This window comes from Streptomyces racemochromogenes (assembly GCF_039535215.1).
Lineage (GTDB): Bacteria > Actinomycetota > Actinomycetes > Streptomycetales > Streptomycetaceae > Streptomyces > Streptomyces racemochromogenes.
This window is the reverse complement of record NZ_BAAAWT010000001.1, coordinates 6,679,562-6,696,123: the sequence shown is the minus strand read 5'-3', so window position 1 is coordinate 6,696,123 and position 16,562 is coordinate 6,679,562. Positions and strand designations below refer to the sequence as shown.

Sequence of the window (16,562 nt, the reverse complement as noted above, 5' to 3'; positions counted from 1 at the left end):
GAGTGCTCGCGTGCACCCCACCCCCTCCCCCACGGCCCGGGCCCTCGGCCGGTTCGGCCCGCCGGCCGGCGCGGCCGCCGCCGTGCTCGGGCTCTGGTCCCTGCTCGCCTGGTCGGGCGCGGTGGCCCCGGGGCTGCTGCCCACTCCGGCCGACACCCTCGCGGCGCTGGCGGACAGCGCCCGCAGCGGGGTGCTGGCCTCTGACCTGGGCGCGAGCCTGGCCCGCGCGGGGCAGGGCTTCGCGCTGGGCGCGGTCGTGGGCGGCGCGCTCGGGTTCGCCACCGGGTACCTGCCGAGGCTGTCGGCGGCCGTCACTCCGGTGGTCTCCTTCCTCCGGCCGATCCCGGCCATCGCGCTCGTACCGCTGGCGACGGCCTGGTTCGGGATCGGCGAGAGCGCCAAGCGGCTGCTGATCGCGTACGCCGTGCTCCTCGCGGTCTGGCTGTACGTGCACGACGGGGTCTCGCGGGTGCCGGTCTCGCACCTGCGGGCGGCCCGTTCGCTGGGGGCGCCGCTGCACCGGCGGTTCACCGAGGTGCTGCTCCCGGCAGCCGCGCCGGCGCTGCTGGCCGCGTTGCGCTACGGGGCCTCGGTGGCGCTGCTGGCGCTGGTCGCCGCCGAACTGGGCGGCGCGGACAGCGGGCTGGCCTACCGGCTCCAGGTGGACGGCCAGTTCCTGCGGGTGGACCGGATGTTCGCGGGGCTGCTCGTGCTCGGGCTGCTGGGCGTGGCGGCGGACCTCCTCCTGGCCGCCGTCGGACGCCGCTTCGTGCACTGGAGCGCGTCATGAGCCTCGAGGTACGCCTGGAGGGGCTGACGGTGGGCTACGGCGCGGCGCCCGTGCTGGAGCGGACGGACCTGGTGTTCCCGGCGGGGTCGTTCACGGCGCTGCTGGGGCCCAGCGGCTGCGGCAAGTCCACGGTGCTGAACACGGTGGCCGGCTTCGTCCGCCCCGCGTCGGGCCGGGTGACGGCGGGGTCCGTGCCGGTGGAGGGGCCGGGCCCCGAGCGGGGGGTGGTCTTCCAGCACTACGCGCTGTTCCCGTGGCGCACGGCCCGGGGCAACGTCGAGTTCGCGCTGAAACGGCTCGGGCTGCCGCGCCGGGAGCGCCGCGAACGGGCGCTGGCCGCGCTCGCGGAGGTCGGCCTGGCGGACGGGGCGCACAAGTACCCGGCCCAGCTGTCGGGCGGGATGCAGCAGCGCGTCGCCCTGGCCCGGGCGCTGGCGGCGGAACCGGAGGTGCTGCTGATGGACGAGCCGTTCGGGGCGCTGGACGCGCTGACCCGGGGCCGGATGCAGGACCTGCTGCGGGAGCTGTGGCGGCGCAGCGGGACCACGGTGCTGTTCGTGACGCACGACATCGACGAAGCGCTCGCCCTGGCCGGGCGGGTGGTGGTGCTGGGCGCCTCCCCGGGCCGGGTCCTGGCGGACCACCCCGTCCCCCCGGGCCCCCCGGACCCGGACCTCCGCGCCCTGATAGCCCGCCACCTGACCACCCCCTGACCCGCCCCCCCACCCCGAAGCCCGCACCCGGGCCCGCCCGGTCCGCCCCGCGCGACGCTCCCCGGGTCCGCGCGCGGAACCCCACGGGCACCTTGGCCCGCAGGGAACCGGAACCCGCCCCGCCCCCGCCCGGATGGGCGGACGCCCTCCTCGGCATGAGCGGAACCGGCGCCCGGCCCGCACGACCCCGCCCCGGTGGGCAACGCCCCGCCCGCCCGACCGGCACCCGACCCGTCGGGCAACGCCCGGCCCGCACGACTTGCACCCGGCCCGGCGGGCAACGCCCGGCCCGCACGACCGCCCGCCCCCAGGCCGGGCCCCGGCCCGCTGGGCCGGGCCCGACCCGCACACCCCCGACCCCGCTGGGCCGGGCCCCGACCCGCGCGACCCCGATCCCCACCCCACACCCCCGTCCCGGAAAGGACCGAGTCCCATGAGCCGTCCCCGAAGCAGACCCCGCGCGGTAGCCGCCGTGCTGTTCGCCGCCCTGCTGTCCCTGCTCGCCACCGCCTGCGCGCAGTCCCCGGAGGGGAGCGGGCGGCGGGCCGTGACCGTGGCCGGCAGTGACCAGCTCGGCGGCGCGCCCGTGTACCTCGCGCAGGAGCGGGGGCTCTGGGCCGAGGAGGGGCTCGACGCCACCGTGACCACCCTGTCCACCGGGCGGGACGCGCTCAACGCCGTCCTCGGCGGCCAGGCGCAGTTCGGCGTCGTCGGCGACCTTCCCGCGGTGACGGCCGCGCTCGGCGGGCGGGACGTGCGGATCGTGGCCGACCTCTCGCGGTTCTCCGACTGGCGGCTGCTGACCCGTACCGACCGCGGGATCACCGGTTTCGCCGCGCTCAAGGGGCGCAAGGTCGGGGTCCCGCAGGGCACCAACGTCGAGTACGCCCTGAGCCGGATGCTCGCCTCGGAGCGGCTGACCCCGGCCGACGTCACCGTGGTCAACCTGGCCCCGAACCAGGTCGCGGCGGCACTCGCCCGCGGCGACATCGACGCCGGGCTCACCTTCCCCAGCTTCTACGACGCCGCCCGCACCGCCCTCGCCGACCGCTACGCCGAGGTCCCCTTCTCCGGCTACACCGCCCGCACCCTGCTCGTCTCGGGCCCCTCCGCCGACGACGCCGCGGCCACCGCCGTGCTGCGTACGGTGCTGCGCGCGCAGCGGGCCGCCGCGGCGGATCCGGCGGCCGCGCGGACCGCCGTCGTCGCCCAGTCCAAGGGCGCGCTCCAGGCCGGCTACGTCGACGCCTTCCACCCCCGCTACACGTACGGCGCGAGCATGACCCCCGAGCTGCTCGCCCAGCTGGCCGACGAGGCCGCCTGGGCCAAGGCCGCCCAGAACCTGCCCGGCGCCGCCGACCAGCAGGCCCTGCGCGAACGGCTGCGCCCCGCACCCCTGGCGGCGGCCGACCCGGCCGCCGTCACCCTGCGCTGACCGCTCCGCCGGCCCCTTCGACTCCCGACCCCTTCACAAGGAAGCAGGTACGACACCCATGACCGTCGACCAGAACACCCTGCGCCGCCGCGGCACCGGACTGCGCGCCCACGACCCCGCGCGCAGCTACGGCGGCTACACCCTCTACACCCCCATCACCAGCGACGGCACGATCCACCTCGTGGACATCGAGGGCAAGCCGGTCCACACCTGGAACTCCCCGCACCCGCCGGGCCGGCAGGCGCAGCTCCTCCCGAACGGCAACCTCTTCTACGCGGCGAAGGACACCTCCGGTCCGACCCTCTTCCCGATCTGGGACGTCTACCACGGCGGCATCTTCCAGGAGCTGGCCCCGGACTCCACGGTGCTGCGCGAGGCCCGGCACCCCTTCCACCACCACGACGCCTCGATCCTGCGCAACGGCAACCTGCTCATCACCGGCGTGGAGCCGCTGTCGGCGGCCGACGCCGCCCGGATCCGCGGCGGGATCCCCGGTTCGGAGGCTCCGGGCGGGGTGATCTACGGGGACGTGGTGTACGAGCTGACCTGGGACGGCGAGGTGCTGTGGCGCTGGGCGGCCATCGAGCACCTGGACCCCGAGGAGGTGCCGCTGAACCCGCACTTCGCCCGTGAGCACTGGCCGATGGCCAACACGGTCAACGAGCTCGCCGACGGCGGGATCGTGGTGGGCTTCCGCAGCGCTTCGACGACGGTGGCCGTGGACCGCGCGGACGGCTCGGTCCGCTGGCGGATCGGCCCGGACGTGCTGGCGCAGCAGCACCACCCGCACGAACTGCCCGGCGGCACCATCCTGGTGTTCGACAACGGGACCTACCGCGACACCACCTCGGTGCCGTACTCGCGGGTGCTGGAGCTGGATCCGGTCAGCGGCGCGGAGGTGTGGTCGTACGAGGACAACCCGCCGCAGAACTTCTTCAGCCCGTACATGTCCAGCGCGCAGCGCCTGCCGAACGGGAACACCTTCGTGGCGGAGGGCTCCTTCGGCCGGCTCTTCGAGGTGACCCCGGAGGGCGACGTGGTCTGGGAGTTCGTGGTCCCGGAGTTCGGCTCGTTCAGCCGGGGCACGGGCCTGGAGTCCTCGCGCGGCGCCCAGAACTCGGTGTTCCGCGCCTACCGCTACGGCGCGGACGAGATCGCCTGGCTCTGACGGCGGGCGGCCCAGGCGCCCCGGCACCCCGGACCGGTTCCGGGGCGCCGGGGCGCGGGGGGGGCCGGGCATCCGGTCGTGGTCCGGCCCGGGGACGGCGGCCCGGGGACGGCGGCCCACCGATCGGACGCCTCGATTCCGCGGACTGGTTTCGGCCACGCGGCCGGATGGGGTGGCCGGACAACGGCCGGTGGGGCCCGACCGACGGTTCCGCAGGGTGGCCGGAAGGCGACCATGCCCGGATGAACAGGGGCTTACGGGCTGGTAACTTGCGCGAGTTGATCAAGGCCGGGGCCCGGAACGACCACGCCGCCCGGCCGGAGCCACCCCCCAGTACCAAGGAACCACATTGGCACGCACCGTCCGCACGACGGCCCTCTCGCTCACCCTCTCCTTCGCGCTGCTCCCCGCCGCGCCGGCCTTCGCCGCCTCGCCGACCCCGCACCTGGACTCGGTCGAGCAGACCCTGCGCCAGGTCTCCCCCGGCCTCGAGGGCTCGGTCTGGGAGCGCACCGCCGGCAACAGCCTCGGCGCCTCGGCCCCCGGCGGCTCCGACTGGCTGCTCCAGACCCCCGGATGCTGGGGCGACCCGTCCTGCACCGACCGTCCGGGCTCGCGCCGGCTGCTGGACAAGACCCGGCAGGACATCGCCCAGGCCCGGCAGAGCGTGGACATATCCACCCTGGCCCCGTTCCCCAACGGCGGCTTCCAGGACGCGGTCGTGGCCGGCCTCAAGGAGGCCGTGGCGAAGGGCAACCGGCTCCAGGTCCGCATCCTGGTGGGCGCCGCGCCGATCTACCACGCCAACGTGATCCCGTCCTCGTACCGCGACGAGATGGTGGCCAGGCTCGGCCCGGCGGCCGCGAACGTCACCCTCAACGTGGCCTCGATGACCACCTCCAAGACCGGCTTCTCCTGGAACCACTCCAAGCTCGTGGTGGTGGACGGCGGTTCGGTGATCACCGGCGGCATCAACAGCTGGAAGGACGACTACCTCGACACCGCCCACCCGGTGAACGACGTCGACCTCGCGCTGTCCGGTCCGGCGGCGGGCTCGGCCGGCCGCTACCTCGACACCCTGTGGGACTGGACCTGCCGCAACAAGTCCAGCTGGAGCAGCGTCTGGTTCGCCTCCTCGAACAACGCCGGCTGCATGCCCACCCTGCCCCGTCCGGCCGCGCCGGCCGGCGGCGGTGACGTCCCCGCCCTCGCGGTCGGCGGCCTCGGCGTCGGCATCCGCCAGAGCGACCCGGCGTCGGCGTTCAAGCCGGTCCTGCCGACGGCCCCCGACACCAAGTGCGGCATCGGCGTGCACGACAACACCAACGCCGACCGGGACTACGACACGGTCAACCCGGAGGAGAGCGCCCTGCGCGCGCTGGTCGCCAGTGCGAACAGCCACGTCGAGATCTCCCAGCAGGACCTGAACGCGACCTGCCCGCCGCTGCCCCGCTACGACATCCGGCTCTACGACACGCTCGCCGCGAAGCTCGCGGCCGGCGTGAAGGTCCGCATCGTGGTCAGCGACCCGGCGAACCGCGGCGCGGTCGGCAGCGACGGCTACTCGCAGATCAAGTCCCTGAACGAGGTGAGCGACGCGCTGCGCGGCCGCCTCACGGCCCTCACCGGCGACGAGCGCACCTCGAAGGCCGCGATGTGCCAGAACCTCCAGCTGGCGACCTTCCGCGCCTCGGACAAGGCGACGTGGGCGGACGGGAAGCCGTACGCCCAGCACCACAAGCTGGTCTCGGTGGACGACTCGGCCTTCTACATCGGCTCGAAGAACCTGTACCCGTCCTGGCTCCAGGACTTCGGCTACGTCGTCGAGAGCCCGGCCGCCGCGAACCAGCTGAAGGACTCCCTGCTGGCTCCGCAGTGGAAGTACTCGCAGGCGACCGCGACGTACGACTACGCGCGCGGCCTCTGCCAGGCCTGACGGCTCCGGGTCCGGCCCGGGTCAGCGCCTGCGCTGGCCCGGGCCGGCCGCCAGCAGCAGCGCCTCGGAGACGAGCCGGGCGCCCCGGGAGAGGCGGCCGAGCTGCTCCAGCTCGATGGCGTACATCCTGATCGTGTTCTCGATGACCGACTCGGCGACGCCCATCGTCGGCAGCTCGGCCCGGCTGGTGTGCAGGGCCACGCGGACCGCGCGCATCTCGTGCTGGAGCTGGAGCTGCACGTGCCGGGCCAGCAGGGCGTGGTGACGGGTCAGCGTCAGGTAGCTCCCGTAGCGGGCCGGGAGGAGGTCCCGCAGCCAGCGGGTGGCGCTGCGTTCCCAGTCGTGCGTGCCGGGCGCCTTGACCTGCAGGGGCCAGTCCGGGCTGCGCGTGAGGGTGGCCGTCTGGGGCATCTCGTCACTTCCGAGGGGTGTGGAACTCTGATCGAGAGACTGCGTGGGGGGCGGCCTCGGTCCAGGGGTTGACCGAGGCCGCCAGGGGCGCCCCTCCGGGGGATCCACAAGCCTTGACGCGGCACCCGGTGCCGCCGTGAGGAGGTTCGGCGTACTGGGTGGCCGTTCGAGGCGGACGTGGGGAAACGTCCGCCTTTGGCGTCTGAGGGATCCGGAGCGCCGCCGTCAGTAAACATATATACCGTCGAGTAATCAAGGGTATGAAAAATTTCATGCACGCCCGGGTTCTGAATATCTGGCGTTCACGACCGGGTGCGCGACGGGCGAAACCGGCGCTTACAGGAAGAAACCGTGCTGGTCGGCGACCTGCTCGTACTGCTCCAGCCGCGCCTGGGTGCGCTCGGGGTCCGCGTCGGCCATCGCCTGGAGCAGGGCGGCGGAGAGCATGCCGGGGGCCGCGTACGAGTCGAACACCAGCCGGGAACCGGTACCGGCGGTCAGCACCACGTCGGCCGCCTCCACCAGCGGGCCGACGGTCGGGTCCGTGATCAGGACGACCTTCAGCCCCGTGCTGCGGGCCGCGCGCAGGGCGGCCAGGGTCTCGTTGGCGTGCCGGGGCATGGCGAAGGCCAGCACCCAGGTCCCGCCGGCCGCCCGGCACTGGAGCAGGGCGTCGTAGGCCACGCTGCCGCCCCTGGTCACGAGGCGGACGTCGGGGTGGATGCGGCGGGCCGCGTAGGCGAAGTACTCCGCCAGGGAGACCGAGATCCGCAGCCCCAGCACGGTCAGGGGCACGGACCGGGCGAGCTCGCGGCCGATCTCCAGGACCTGGTTGGTGTCCGCCAGCAGCCGCCGCACGTTCTCGAGGTTCTCGATCTCGGCGTCGACGGCGGCCTGGAGCTCGTTCTGCCGGATCTGCTCCTTGGTGTCCGGGGTGCCGGCGACGGCCGACAGGGCGATCGGCTGGAGCACGTCGCGCAGGGCCGGGTACCCGCTGAACCCGAGGGAGGCGGCGAAGCGGGTCACGGAGGGCTGGCTGACGCCCACGCGCTCCGCGAGCTCGGTGATGGAGAGGAAGGCCGCCTCGGTGAGGTGGTCGATCAGGTACTGGGCGATCCGCCGCTGTCCGGGTGAGAGGCGGTGGCCGTCGAAGAGCGCGAGGAGCCGGTCCGCCGGCGGCTTCTCCTGCCCCGGCGGGGTCCCGCCGGGCGTGATCGCGGCCGCCTGCGCGCGTGCCTGCTGCCCCGATGACACCGGCGGCCTCCTTCTCACGTCACTCTCCCTCCAACATAGCCCACGCTCCGTGGCCGGATGATCATTCGGGGCGGGAGCCGCCGCACCGGCAGGGCGCGGCGGCACCCGGTCACGACCGGGGCCCGGAGGGGCGGCCCGAGCCGCGGGTGAGGGAGTAGCCGTAGAGGCCCGCGAGGGCTCCGAGGATCCCGCCGGCGGCCGTCCACAGCCAGCGGTCGGACCACCAGCCGGCCGACCAGCCGCCCTCCGGGGCGCGCGCCTCCCGCTGCGGCCCGGAGGCGCCCGCGATGCCCGGGACGAGGGGCTCGGCCAGCGCCGCGTCCACGGCCCGGGCCCCGCCCGTCTCCTTCGTCCCGGCCTCGACCTGCGCCTTCACGGGCAGCCCGAGGTCCTCCTCGTGCGCCCCGAGGACGGTCAGGCGGACGTAGTAGGTGCCCGGGAGCGGGTCGTTGGACCAGGCCTCGGCGCCGGAGCGGACGGTGCGCAGGGTGCAGGACAGCTCCACGGTGGCGGTCTCCTTGGCCGCCGCCGCGCTCTGGTGGCCGTACGTGCAGGGCTGCCGGCGGCGCAGGCCGTCGTACACGTCGAGCTGCCAGGTCTGCGCGCCGTGCCGGGCGGCGGACGGCGGGAGCGTCACCGAGGCCTTCACGGTGGCCCGTTGGCCGGTGTCGGCGGGGAAGGCCCAGTAGAGGTAGTCGCCGGTGGACCCGGAGGCGGTGGCCTTCTGCCCGGGCTTGAAGAGCGCCGCGGTGCGGAAGCCCGTGCCCGCCTCGGTCGGGGCCTTGCCGTCCTTGCCGGTACCCGCGCCCGCGCTCGGCGTGGGGGTGGGGCTCGGGGCCGCGGTGGCGGCGGCCGCGGGAGCCAGGAGGGCAGCTCCCGCCAGCAGGGCGGCGGTCAGGGTGCGTACGGTACGCATCAGTTGGTCCTCCAGACGGAGATGCGCCAGCGCGAGATCCAGCCCCAGACCAGACCGGCGAGCAGGCCGGTCAGCACCAGCAGGCCGATCAGCCACCAGCCGCGGCCGAGGCCGAAGGAGGCGGCGTCGGAGCCGCCGGCGGGGCCGTCGACGAGGTCGATGGTGAGCTCTACGGGCATGCCGGGGGTGGTCTTGACGGCCGGGCCGGCGGCGAAGGAGTTGCTGACCTGGAGGCAGACGGTCTCGGTCTTCTCCTTGTCGTCCCCGTCGAGTTCGGGCTTCGGGTAGCGCAGGCCGGTGGAGATCACGTCGGTGCGGCCGTCGCCGGCCTCGGAGCCGCGCACGATCTCCCGGCCGTGGACGGTGGTCGCGCGCAGCAGGACGCCGTAGTCGTTGTTGACGGCGCGGTCGGCGCCGATGCTGACCGAGGCGCGCAGCTCCTGGCCGGGACGGACGTCGACCTTGTACCAGCGGTGCTCGCCGAAGGTCTCGCGGTCGCTGTAGAGGCCGGCCTTCAGCAGCGGGGCGCTCGCGCACTGCTTGGCGCCCTCGGTGGCGACGGGGGTGGCGACGGGGTCGGCCGCGCGGTCGACGAGCTGTCTGACCCTGCCGGAGAGTTCGGCGGTGTGGGTCACCGAGGTGTAGGTGCCCCCGGTGGCCTCCGCGATGCAGGTGAGCTGGGCGCGGGTCTTGGCGTCGGGGACGAGGCCGAGGGTGTCCACGACGAGGTGGATGCCCTTGGCGGCGATCTCGCGGGCCACCTCGCAGGGGTCGAGCGGGGCGCAGGTGTCCTCGCCGTCGGTGATGAGGACGATCCTGCGGGTGGCGTTGCCGCCCTCCAGGTCCTGGGCGGCGGCCTGGAGGGCCGGCCCGATGGGTGTCCAGCCGGTGGGCGCGAGGGTGGCCACGGCGGTCTTCGCCTCGGTGCGGTTCACCGTGCCGACGGGGTAGAGCTGCTTGGTGTCCTTGCAGCCGAGGGCCCGGTCGTCGCCGGGGTAGGTGGCGCCCAGGGTCCTTATGCCCAGGCGGACTTCGTCGGGTACCGCGTCGAGGACCTCGTTGAAGGCCTGCTTCGCGGCGGCCATGCGGGACTGGCCGTCGATGTCGTTCGCGCGCATGGACCCGCTGACGTCGAGCACGAGCTCGACCTTCGGCGGCTCCTTGGCCGGTCCGTCGGCGGCGGCCGCGGTCGACGGGAGGAGTCCCGCGGTCAAGGCGACGAACAGGCCGCAGGCCCCTGCCGCCAGTCGTTTTCTTGTGATCATCGCCGGATCGTATTGAGGATCCGGCGCCATGCCAAAACGCGTACCGACAGGCGGTATCCGTCCTTCCGCGGGAAGCGCGGGACCGGCTACCAGCGCACCGGCAGCCGGGTCACGCCGTGCATCAGGGTGCCGGGGATCCACTCCAGGGGGCCGCCGGCCGGGTCGGCTTCCAGGGCGGGGAACCGTTCCAGCAGGCTGCGGACGGCGATGCGGCCCTCCATGCGGGCCAGCGGCGCGCCGAGGCAGAAGTGCAGCCCGTGCCCGAAGGCGAGGTGGCCGCCGGGGGCGCGGCGGATGTCGAACACGTCGGGTTCGGCGAAGCGGGCCGGGTCCCGGCCGGCGCCCGCGAGGGAGGCCAGCACGACCGACCCGGAGGGGATGCGGACGCCGCCGAGCTCCACGTCCCTGGCGGCGTACCGGTAGGTGGCGTTCTGCACGGGGCCGTCGTAGCGGAGCATCTCCTCCACGGCCCCGCCGAGCAGGCCGTCGCAGTCGGCGCGGAGGGCGGCCAGCTGGTCCGGGTGCGCGAACAGGGCCCTCGCGCCGTTGGAGATGAGGTTGACGGTGGTCTCGTGGCCGGCGACGAGCAGCAGGAAGGCCATTCCGATGAGTTCGTCGGGGGAGAGCGAGTCGCCGTCCTCGTCGCGGGTGCGGATCAGGGCGCTGAGCAGGTCCTCGCCCGGGGACTTGGCCTTCTCGGCGACGAGGTCGGTGAGGTAGGAGGTGAGCTGGGCGAACGCCTCTTCGTTCGTGGTCTGCGGGCGGGGCGCGACGATTTCGTTGGACCAGCGGCGGAAGCGTTCGCGGTCGAGGTCGGGGACGCCGAGGAGCTCGCAGATCACCGTCATGGGGAGCGGGAAGGCGAGGGCCTCGACCAGGTCGGCGGAGCGCCCGGGGCGGGCGGCCATCGCGTCCAGCAGCTCGTCCGTGATCCGCTGGACGCGGGGGCGCATCGCCTCCACCCGGCGGGCGGTGAACTCCCGGGCCACCAGGCGGCGCAGCCGGGTGTGGTGGGGCGGGTCGGCCTCGAGCATGTTGGAGCTCGCGGCGCTGGGCTCGATGTCCGGATACAGCCCGGAGGTGCGCCAGTCCTTGAGCAGGTCGGGGTGGGTGAGGGCCTGGCGTGCCTCCTCGTACCCGACGACGATCCAGTACGCGTCCTGTTCGGGTCCGGGGCCCCTGACCTGGTGGACCGGCCCGGCGGCGCGCAGGGCCGCGTAGAAGGAGTGCGGGTCGCGGTCGAAGTCGGGGGCGCTGGAGGTGATGTCGACGAGGGGCATCTGATCACCCTACGACGGTCAAAGCCCCATGGAGGGGGGCGAATCCGGCCACGTGCCGCCGTGTGGCCGTGGCCGGTCCCGTCCTCGCGGGTCTCCGGTCGGCCGCTCAGCCGGTCAGCCCTTCGGGGAGGCGGCCGGTGTGCACCACCCCGAGGTGCTGGGTGGCGCGGGTGAGGGCGACGTAGAGGTCGCTCGGGTCGAGGTCGCCGGGCTCGGCCACGATCACCGTGTCGAACTCCAGCCCCTTGGCCTGGCGGGCGTCCAGCAGGACCACCGGCCGGGTGAGGTCCGGCTGCTCCCCCGCCCGTACGCCGGGCAGTGCCGCGGCGAGGGCCTGGTGCAGGGGGCGCGGGGCGATCACCGCGAGCCGGCCCTCGGCGGGCGCGCCGTCGCGGACGGCTTCGGCGACGGCGCCGGGGAGGGCGGCCGCCTCCCGCACCCAGGGGCGCACGCCGGTGGAGCGCACGGAGCGGGGCGGTTCGAAGCCGGGCCGGTGGGCGCGGAGCACTCCGGCCGCCAGCTCCATGATCTCGGCGGGCGTCCGGTAGTTGACGCCGAGCCGTACGTGTTCCCAGCGGTCGCCGACGTAGGGGTCGAGGATCTGCTTCCAGGAGCCGCAGGCCGCCTCCTCGCCGGTCTGCGCGGGGTCGCCCACCAGGGTCATGGAGCGGGTCGGGCAGCGGCGCATCAGCAGCCGCCAGGCCATCTCGGACAGCTCCTGCGCCTCGTCGACGATGACGTGGCCGAAGGCCCAGGTGCGGTCGGCGGCGGCTCGCTCGGCGGTGGTGCGGTGGTCGGCCTCCTCGTGGCGTTCGGCCATCCGCTCGGCGTCGATGATGTCGTGGGCGGCCAGGTACTCGCTCTCCATGTCCTCGAACTCGTAGGACTCCGAGCCCTGGGAGAGGTCGAGGACGCCCTGCGCGTAGGCGATGCGCTCCAGCCGGTCGCGGGCGGCGGCGGCCTCGCGGGCGGTGTCGTCGACGCCGAGGAGCTCGGCGGCCTCGTCGAGGAGGGGGACGTCGGCCGGGGTCCACTGGCCCGAGGTGCGGCGGATCAGCCGGGCGTCCTCGGCGGGCAGGTGGGTGGGGTCCGCCAGGAAGTCGGATACGAGCTGCTCGGGGGTGAGGTCCGGCCAGAGCGTGTCGATGGCCGCGTGGACCTCGGAGCTGGTGGCGATGTCCTTGCCGAGCTGGGCGACGTCGTCCGGGCCGAGCAGGTTGGGGCCGCCGTAGGGGTCGGCGCCCAGCCGGTCGGCGAGCTGTTCGGTGAGTGCGTCGATGACCGCGAACGCGAAGTAGGGGCGGGCCAGGTTGTGGGGCAGGGCGGTGCTGCGGGCCCGGTCGCGGGCGGCGTGGGCCATGGTCCGGTCGAGCAGCAGGGTGCCGTAGTCGTCGTGGGCGATCTCCAGCGCGGGTTCGGGGACGACCGCGCTGTCCTCGCCGCTGCCGGCGGGCACGGCCTCGGGGAGCGTCTGCCGGTCGGCGACGACCCGGGCGAGGACGTCGGCCATGGCCGCGCGGCCCTTGACGGCGGCGGCGCCGGGGCGGTCGGTGCCGGTGGCCCGCAGGCCCGGGTAGAGGTCGCCGGGGGAGGCGAGGAGCACCCCGGTCTCGCCGAGGGCGGGCAGCACCCCGCCGATGTAGCCGAGGAAGGCGGGGTTGGGGCCGACGATCAGCACGCCGCGCTTGGCGAGCAGCTCGCGCTGGGCGTAGAGGAGGTAGGCGGCGCGGTGCAGGGCCACGGCGGTCTTGCCGGTGCCGGGGCCGCCCTCCACGACGAGGACGCCCTGGTGCGGGGAGCGGATGATGCGGTCCTGGTCGGCCTGGATGGTCCGGACGATGTCGTGCATGCGGCCGGTGCGGGCGGCGTCGAGTGCGGCGAGCAGCACGGCGTCGGCGTCCGCGCCCTCGTAGCCGGTGCGCTCGGTGTCGGCGAGGTCGAGGATCTCGTCGTGCAGGGCGGTGACCCGGCGCCCCTGGGTGGTGATGTGGCGCCGGCGGCGCAGGCCCATCGGGACGTGGCCGGTGGCGAGGTAGAAGGGCCGGGCGGCTTCGGCGCGCCAGTCGAGGACGAGCGGGGTGCGTTCGGCGTCGTCCTGCCTGATCCCGATGCGGCCGATGTGGTGGTCGCGGCCGTCGGAGAACTCCAGCCGGCCGAAACACAGACCGTGTTCGGCGGAGTTCAGGGCGGAAAGCAGGCCGGACTGCTCGGCGACCAGGACGTCCCTTTCCAGTCGGGCCTGGAGGCCGGTGCCGGCCTCTCCCAGGGCGCCCTGGACCGCCCGTTCGGCCTGGTCCCGCAGGTCTTCGAGGCGCGCGTAGAGCTCGGTGATGAATTCCTGCTCGCCCTGAAATTCGGTGTTTGACAATTTCGCTCCCAGCGCGATACGATGTCCCCGTAAAGCTTCGCCACGCCCTCGTGCAATAGAGAGCGTGAAACATCGAATATACGCGGAAACGCGCCCCGGACGTCAATTCGCCCGGGGCGTTTTTGTATGGCGTTCCGGTCAGCGCATGTCGAAGCTCACGGACGAGGCCTTGTCGTTCATCCCGTCACCGACGTAGGCGTTGTAGCCGTAGTAGGTCTGGTGGGCGCCCCGGAAGTCGCCGTGCTCCCACAGGGTGATCGGGCAGGTGATGCCCTGCGCCGAGCTCACCGTGTCGTTCCACCCCCACTTGGAGAGCGCGTTGAACTCGGGATAGCGCCAGTTGCAGCCGACGCTGCCGCGGAAGGTGAACTCGCTGCCGCCCGAGTTGGCGTCGCTCCATATCTTGCCGAGGTCCTTGTACTCGGCCGCGGCACCGAGCGAGGCCGCCTCCGCCTTGGTCGCGAAACAGCCGCCCTCGCCCGTGTCGACGACCAGGGCGCAGAACTTCGCGGGCTTCGGGGCCGGCTTGGGGGCCGCGGCGGAGGCCGGGCCGGCGGCTGCGGCCAGCACCAGCGACGCGGCGGCGAGGGCCAGGACGGATCGGACCTTGCGCATGCATGCTCCTCAGGTATGCGGACGGAGCGCCCGGTTCACCGAAGGGACCTTTGGGAACCGAAGCGCCACATCACCCAACAAGGCGGCATATCCGCCCGTCCAGGACGCGCAGGTGCCGGTGGCATGTTTCGTACGCGCCCGCGCGCGGGGCGGACCCGTACGCGGCTGGCGCGATCACGGCGCGCGCGGCGGCTGCGGTGCCGGTCGCCGGCCGGTGCGCGGACGCCCCGGGCGCACCGCCTGGCCGAAGCCGCGCGCCCGGGCGGGGGCGGGCGCACTGCCGCCGATTGTCCCGATTCGGGCGTACGGGGCCATGGCGGGCACTCGTACGAGGAAGGCCCTTCGCGTCATATGAGGTGATATGAACCTGATCTTCTAGCATGGCGTCCCTCCCGCCCCTCCGGCCCGCCCCTCCCGTCCCGGCGGTCTTCGCACACCGAGGAGTCGCATGTCCCGAGCACACCGGTCCGCCGCCCTGGCCGCCGCGCTGGCCGCGGCCGTCTTCCTGGCGGTCCCGGCCGCCGCGGCCGCGCCGGCCCACGACCGCGCGGACACCGACGCCGAGGTGACGGCCGGCGAGGCGGCCCTGATCGGCGAGGAGCACGCCCGGGCCCACGCGGAGCGGCGCCGCGCGGCCCGGGGGGCCGGCGAGTACCCGCAGACCACGCGGAGCGCGAGCCTGGCCGCCCTCACCGCGTCGCAGGAGCGGGCCAACAAGGCCTTCCGCCCGGCGGAGTCGGGGAGGTTCGCGGAGTTCTTCCCCTCCCCCGACTTCGGGGTGCACCTGGCCCAGCTGCCGACCGGCAAGGTGCTGCTCTTCTCCTTCGAGCGGGTCGAGACCGACCCCACCAAGGAGACCGGCCCCACCGACCGGACCGGCCGGACCAACGCCGGCCGCGCCTTCCTCTGGGACCCCGCCAAGGGGACCGGCGCGCGGGCCTTCAAGGAGGTCCGGCCGCCCACCGTGCTGATGCCCGACGGCACCTACGCCCCGCGCCCCGCCCCGTTCTTCTGCGCCGGACACGCCTTCCTGCCCAACGGGATGCTCGCGGTCTTCGGCGGCAACACCGGCGGAAAGGGCGGCAGCGGCGCCAAGCTGTCCTTCGTCTTCGACCCGTGGACCGAACACTGGTACCGCAACCGGGACATGTCGGTGGGCCGCTGGTACCCGTCGGCCGTCACCGGCCCCGACGGCCGCCAGATCATCATGTCCGGCCAGTCCGAGCGCGGCACGGGCACCCCCACGCCCGTGGTGGAGCGCTTCCCCGCGAAGGGGCTGCCGGTGCCCTGGCGTCCGTTCGACATCCCGCTGGACATCGCGGTCGACCGGTTCCGGGCCGACGCGCCCTTCCGCAACGACTACCCCCACCTGTTCTCGCTGCGCGACGGCATGGTCTACGGACTGGGCCGGGACGCCGACCAGCAGTGGCTCTTCGACCCGGTCGAGGAGACCCGCCGGGACCTGCCCCGGCGTCCGGCGGACTTCCGCGGCTACGGATCCGCCGTCCCGCTCCCGGCGGGGCTGCGCGGGCCGGACTCCGTGCTGGTGCTCGGCGGGGACCCCCACGACCCCAACACCTACCGGCTCGCGGGCGGCCGGTGGACCACCGAACGCCCCCGGGCCTTCGGCCGCACCCAGGACGACACCCTGATCCTGCCGGACGCGACCCTGCTGACCGTCAACGGGGCGCTGAGCACCCGCGACTACGGGTACGGCCCCTTCAACCCGAAGGCCGACCTCAAGTACCGGCAGACGGAGCTGCGCGACGCCGCCGGGCACTGGCGGCTCGGTCCGGCCCAGCGGCTCCCCCGCGGCTACCACTCCAACGCCCTGGTGATGCCGGACGGGCGGGTGATGGTGACCGGGGACGAGCTCCAGCAGATCGCCAACGACCCCGACATCCGGGACGCGATGGACGGCAGCATCGAGATCTACGAGCCCGCCTACCTGCACAAGGGCGGCACCCGGCCGGCCCTGGACCGCGTGCCCCGGGGCGAGCTCGCCCACGGCGCCGCCTTCGAGGTGCGCAGCTCCACCGCGGCCGCCGTCCGGCGGGCCGTCCTGCTGGCGCCGACCACGGTCACCCACGCCGTGAACACCAGCCAGCGGCACCTGGAGCTGCCGGTCACCGGGGTGCGCGGCGACGCCGTCGGGCTGCGGACCCCGCCGACGGCGGCGGACGCCCCGCCCGGCTACTACATGCTGTTCCTGCTCGACGCGCGCGGGGTGCCCAGTACGGCCAAGTGGGTGAAGCTCGGCCTGCGCTGACGTCCTGACCAGCGCACCTCACCGCACGCGTCGCCCGGACGGGTGCGTGCGAGGCCCCCCGGCACGACACGCCGCCGGGGGGCTCGTAGCGTCGTCAGCACCCGGGCCGCAGGCCCGGACGGGCCCGGTGGACCGGGTCAGG

General features: G+C 74.2%; 13 protein-coding genes. 6 read left to right on the top strand and 7 right to left on the bottom strand.

Features of this window, described 5'->3' with window-relative positions:
• The first annotated feature begins 10 nt into the window (after positions 1-10).
• The 5 genes from ABD973_RS31010 (at position 11) to ABD973_RS30990 (ending at position 6,042) form a co-directional block, all read left to right on the top strand.
• Positions 11-790, top strand: coding sequence for an ABC transporter permease (locus ABD973_RS31010; RefSeq protein ID WP_345503461.1), 780 nt, complete (start codon positions 11-13; stop codon positions 788-790).
• A complete protein-coding gene (locus ABD973_RS31005; RefSeq protein ID WP_345503459.1) occupies positions 787-1,503 on the top strand; it encodes an ABC transporter ATP-binding protein in 717 nt (238 codons plus the stop codon). The genes ABD973_RS31010 and ABD973_RS31005 overlap by 4 nt, the downstream gene beginning before the upstream one ends.
• A 433-nt stretch (positions 1,504-1,936) precedes the next feature.
• On the top strand, positions 1,937-2,938 hold the full coding sequence (locus ABD973_RS31000; RefSeq protein ID WP_345503458.1) for an ABC transporter substrate-binding protein: 1,002 nt from the start codon (positions 1,937-1,939) through the stop codon (positions 2,936-2,938).
• Positions 2,939-2,996: 58 nt separating this feature from the next.
• On the top strand, positions 2,997-4,106 hold the full coding sequence (locus ABD973_RS30995) for an aryl-sulfate sulfotransferase (RefSeq protein ID WP_125820047.1): 1,110 nt from the start codon (positions 2,997-2,999) through the stop codon (positions 4,104-4,106).
• Positions 4,107-4,455: 349 nt separating this feature from the next.
• The gene (locus tag ABD973_RS30990; RefSeq protein WP_125820048.1) at positions 4,456-6,042 is read left to right on the top strand and encodes a phospholipase D-like domain-containing protein; all 1,587 of its coding nucleotides are present in this window, start codon (positions 4,456-4,458) and stop codon (positions 6,040-6,042) included.
• Positions 6,043-6,063: 21 nt separating this feature from the next.
• Here ABD973_RS30990 and ABD973_RS30985 read toward each other — a convergent pair whose 3' ends face one another.
• The 7 genes from ABD973_RS30985 to ABD973_RS30955 all read right to left on the bottom strand — a co-directional run bounded on the left by ABD973_RS30985 (position 6,064) and on the right by ABD973_RS30955 (position 14,151).
• Positions 6,064-6,453 (bottom strand): hypothetical protein, encoded by a 390-nt coding sequence (locus tag ABD973_RS30985; RefSeq protein ID WP_125603770.1) that lies wholly within the window; start codon positions 6,451-6,453, stop codon positions 6,064-6,066.
• A 336-nt stretch (positions 6,454-6,789) separates the two neighbouring features.
• Positions 6,790-7,707 (bottom strand): MurR/RpiR family transcriptional regulator, encoded by a 918-nt coding sequence (locus ABD973_RS30980; RefSeq protein ID WP_125820049.1) that lies wholly within the window; start codon positions 7,705-7,707, stop codon positions 6,790-6,792.
• Between the two features lie 109 nt (positions 7,708-7,816).
• On the bottom strand, positions 7,817-8,623 hold the full coding sequence (locus ABD973_RS30975) for a hypothetical protein (RefSeq protein ID WP_206436469.1): 807 nt from the start codon (positions 8,621-8,623) through the stop codon (positions 7,817-7,819).
• A complete protein-coding gene (locus tag ABD973_RS30970) occupies positions 8,623-9,888 on the bottom strand; it encodes a VWA domain-containing protein (protein WP_125603937.1) in 1,266 nt (421 codons plus the stop codon). The genes ABD973_RS30975 and ABD973_RS30970 overlap by 1 nt, the downstream gene beginning before the upstream one ends.
• An 86-nt stretch (positions 9,889-9,974) precedes the next feature.
• Positions 9,975-11,168 carry a cytochrome P450 family protein gene (locus ABD973_RS30965; protein WP_125820050.1) on the bottom strand — a complete coding sequence of 398 codons (1,194 nt, stop codon included), beginning with the start codon at positions 11,166-11,168 and terminating at the stop codon, positions 9,975-9,977.
• Positions 11,169-11,274: 106 nt separating this feature from the next.
• Entirely contained in the window at positions 11,275-13,536 is a 2,262-nt protein-coding gene (locus ABD973_RS30960; protein WP_345503454.1) for a HelD family protein, read from the bottom strand.
• Between the two features lie 138 nt (positions 13,537-13,674).
• Positions 13,675-14,151: a hypothetical protein gene (locus ABD973_RS30955; protein WP_125603940.1), complete on the bottom strand. Its 477-nt coding sequence runs from the start codon at positions 14,149-14,151 to the stop codon at positions 13,675-13,677.
• A gap of 448 nt (positions 14,152-14,599) precedes the next feature.
• On the opposite strand from ABD973_RS30955, the gene ABD973_RS30950 reads away from it, so the two are divergent.
• Entirely contained in the window at positions 14,600-16,420 is a 1,821-nt protein-coding gene (locus tag ABD973_RS30950) for a glyoxal oxidase (protein ID WP_125820052.1), read from the top strand.
• Positions 16,421-16,562 lie beyond the last annotated feature (142 nt).

Bases quoted from the DNA above. Each gene is read 5' to 3' on its own strand.
- ABD973_RS31005 (WP_345503459.1), top strand. From the start codon at position 787: ATGAGCCTCGAGGTACGCCTGGAGGGGCTGACGGTGGGCTACGGCGCG.
- ABD973_RS31000 (WP_345503458.1), top strand. From the start codon at position 1,937: ATGAGCCGTCCCCGAAGCAGACCCCGCGCGGTAGCCGCCGTGCTGTTC.
- ABD973_RS30995 (WP_125820047.1), top strand. From the start codon at position 2,997: ATGACCGTCGACCAGAACACCCTGCGCCGCCGCGGCACCGGACTGCGC.
- ABD973_RS30985 (WP_125603770.1), bottom strand. From the start codon at position 6,453: ATGCCCCAGACGGCCACCCTCACGCGCAGCCCGGACTGGCCCCTGCAG.
- ABD973_RS30975 (WP_206436469.1), bottom strand. From the start codon at position 8,623: ATGCGTACCGTACGCACCCTGACCGCCGCCCTGCTGGCGGGAGCTGCC.
- ABD973_RS30970 (WP_125603937.1), bottom strand. From the start codon at position 9,888: ATGATCACAAGAAAACGACTGGCGGCAGGGGCCTGCGGCCTGTTCGTC.
- ABD973_RS30965 (WP_125820050.1), bottom strand. From the start codon at position 11,168: ATGCCCCTCGTCGACATCACCTCCAGCGCCCCCGACTTCGACCGCGAC.
- ABD973_RS30955 (WP_125603940.1), bottom strand. From the start codon at position 14,151: ATGCGCAAGGTCCGATCCGTCCTGGCCCTCGCCGCCGCGTCGCTGGTG.
- ABD973_RS30950 (WP_125820052.1), top strand. From the start codon at position 14,600: ATGTCCCGAGCACACCGGTCCGCCGCCCTGGCCGCCGCGCTGGCCGCG.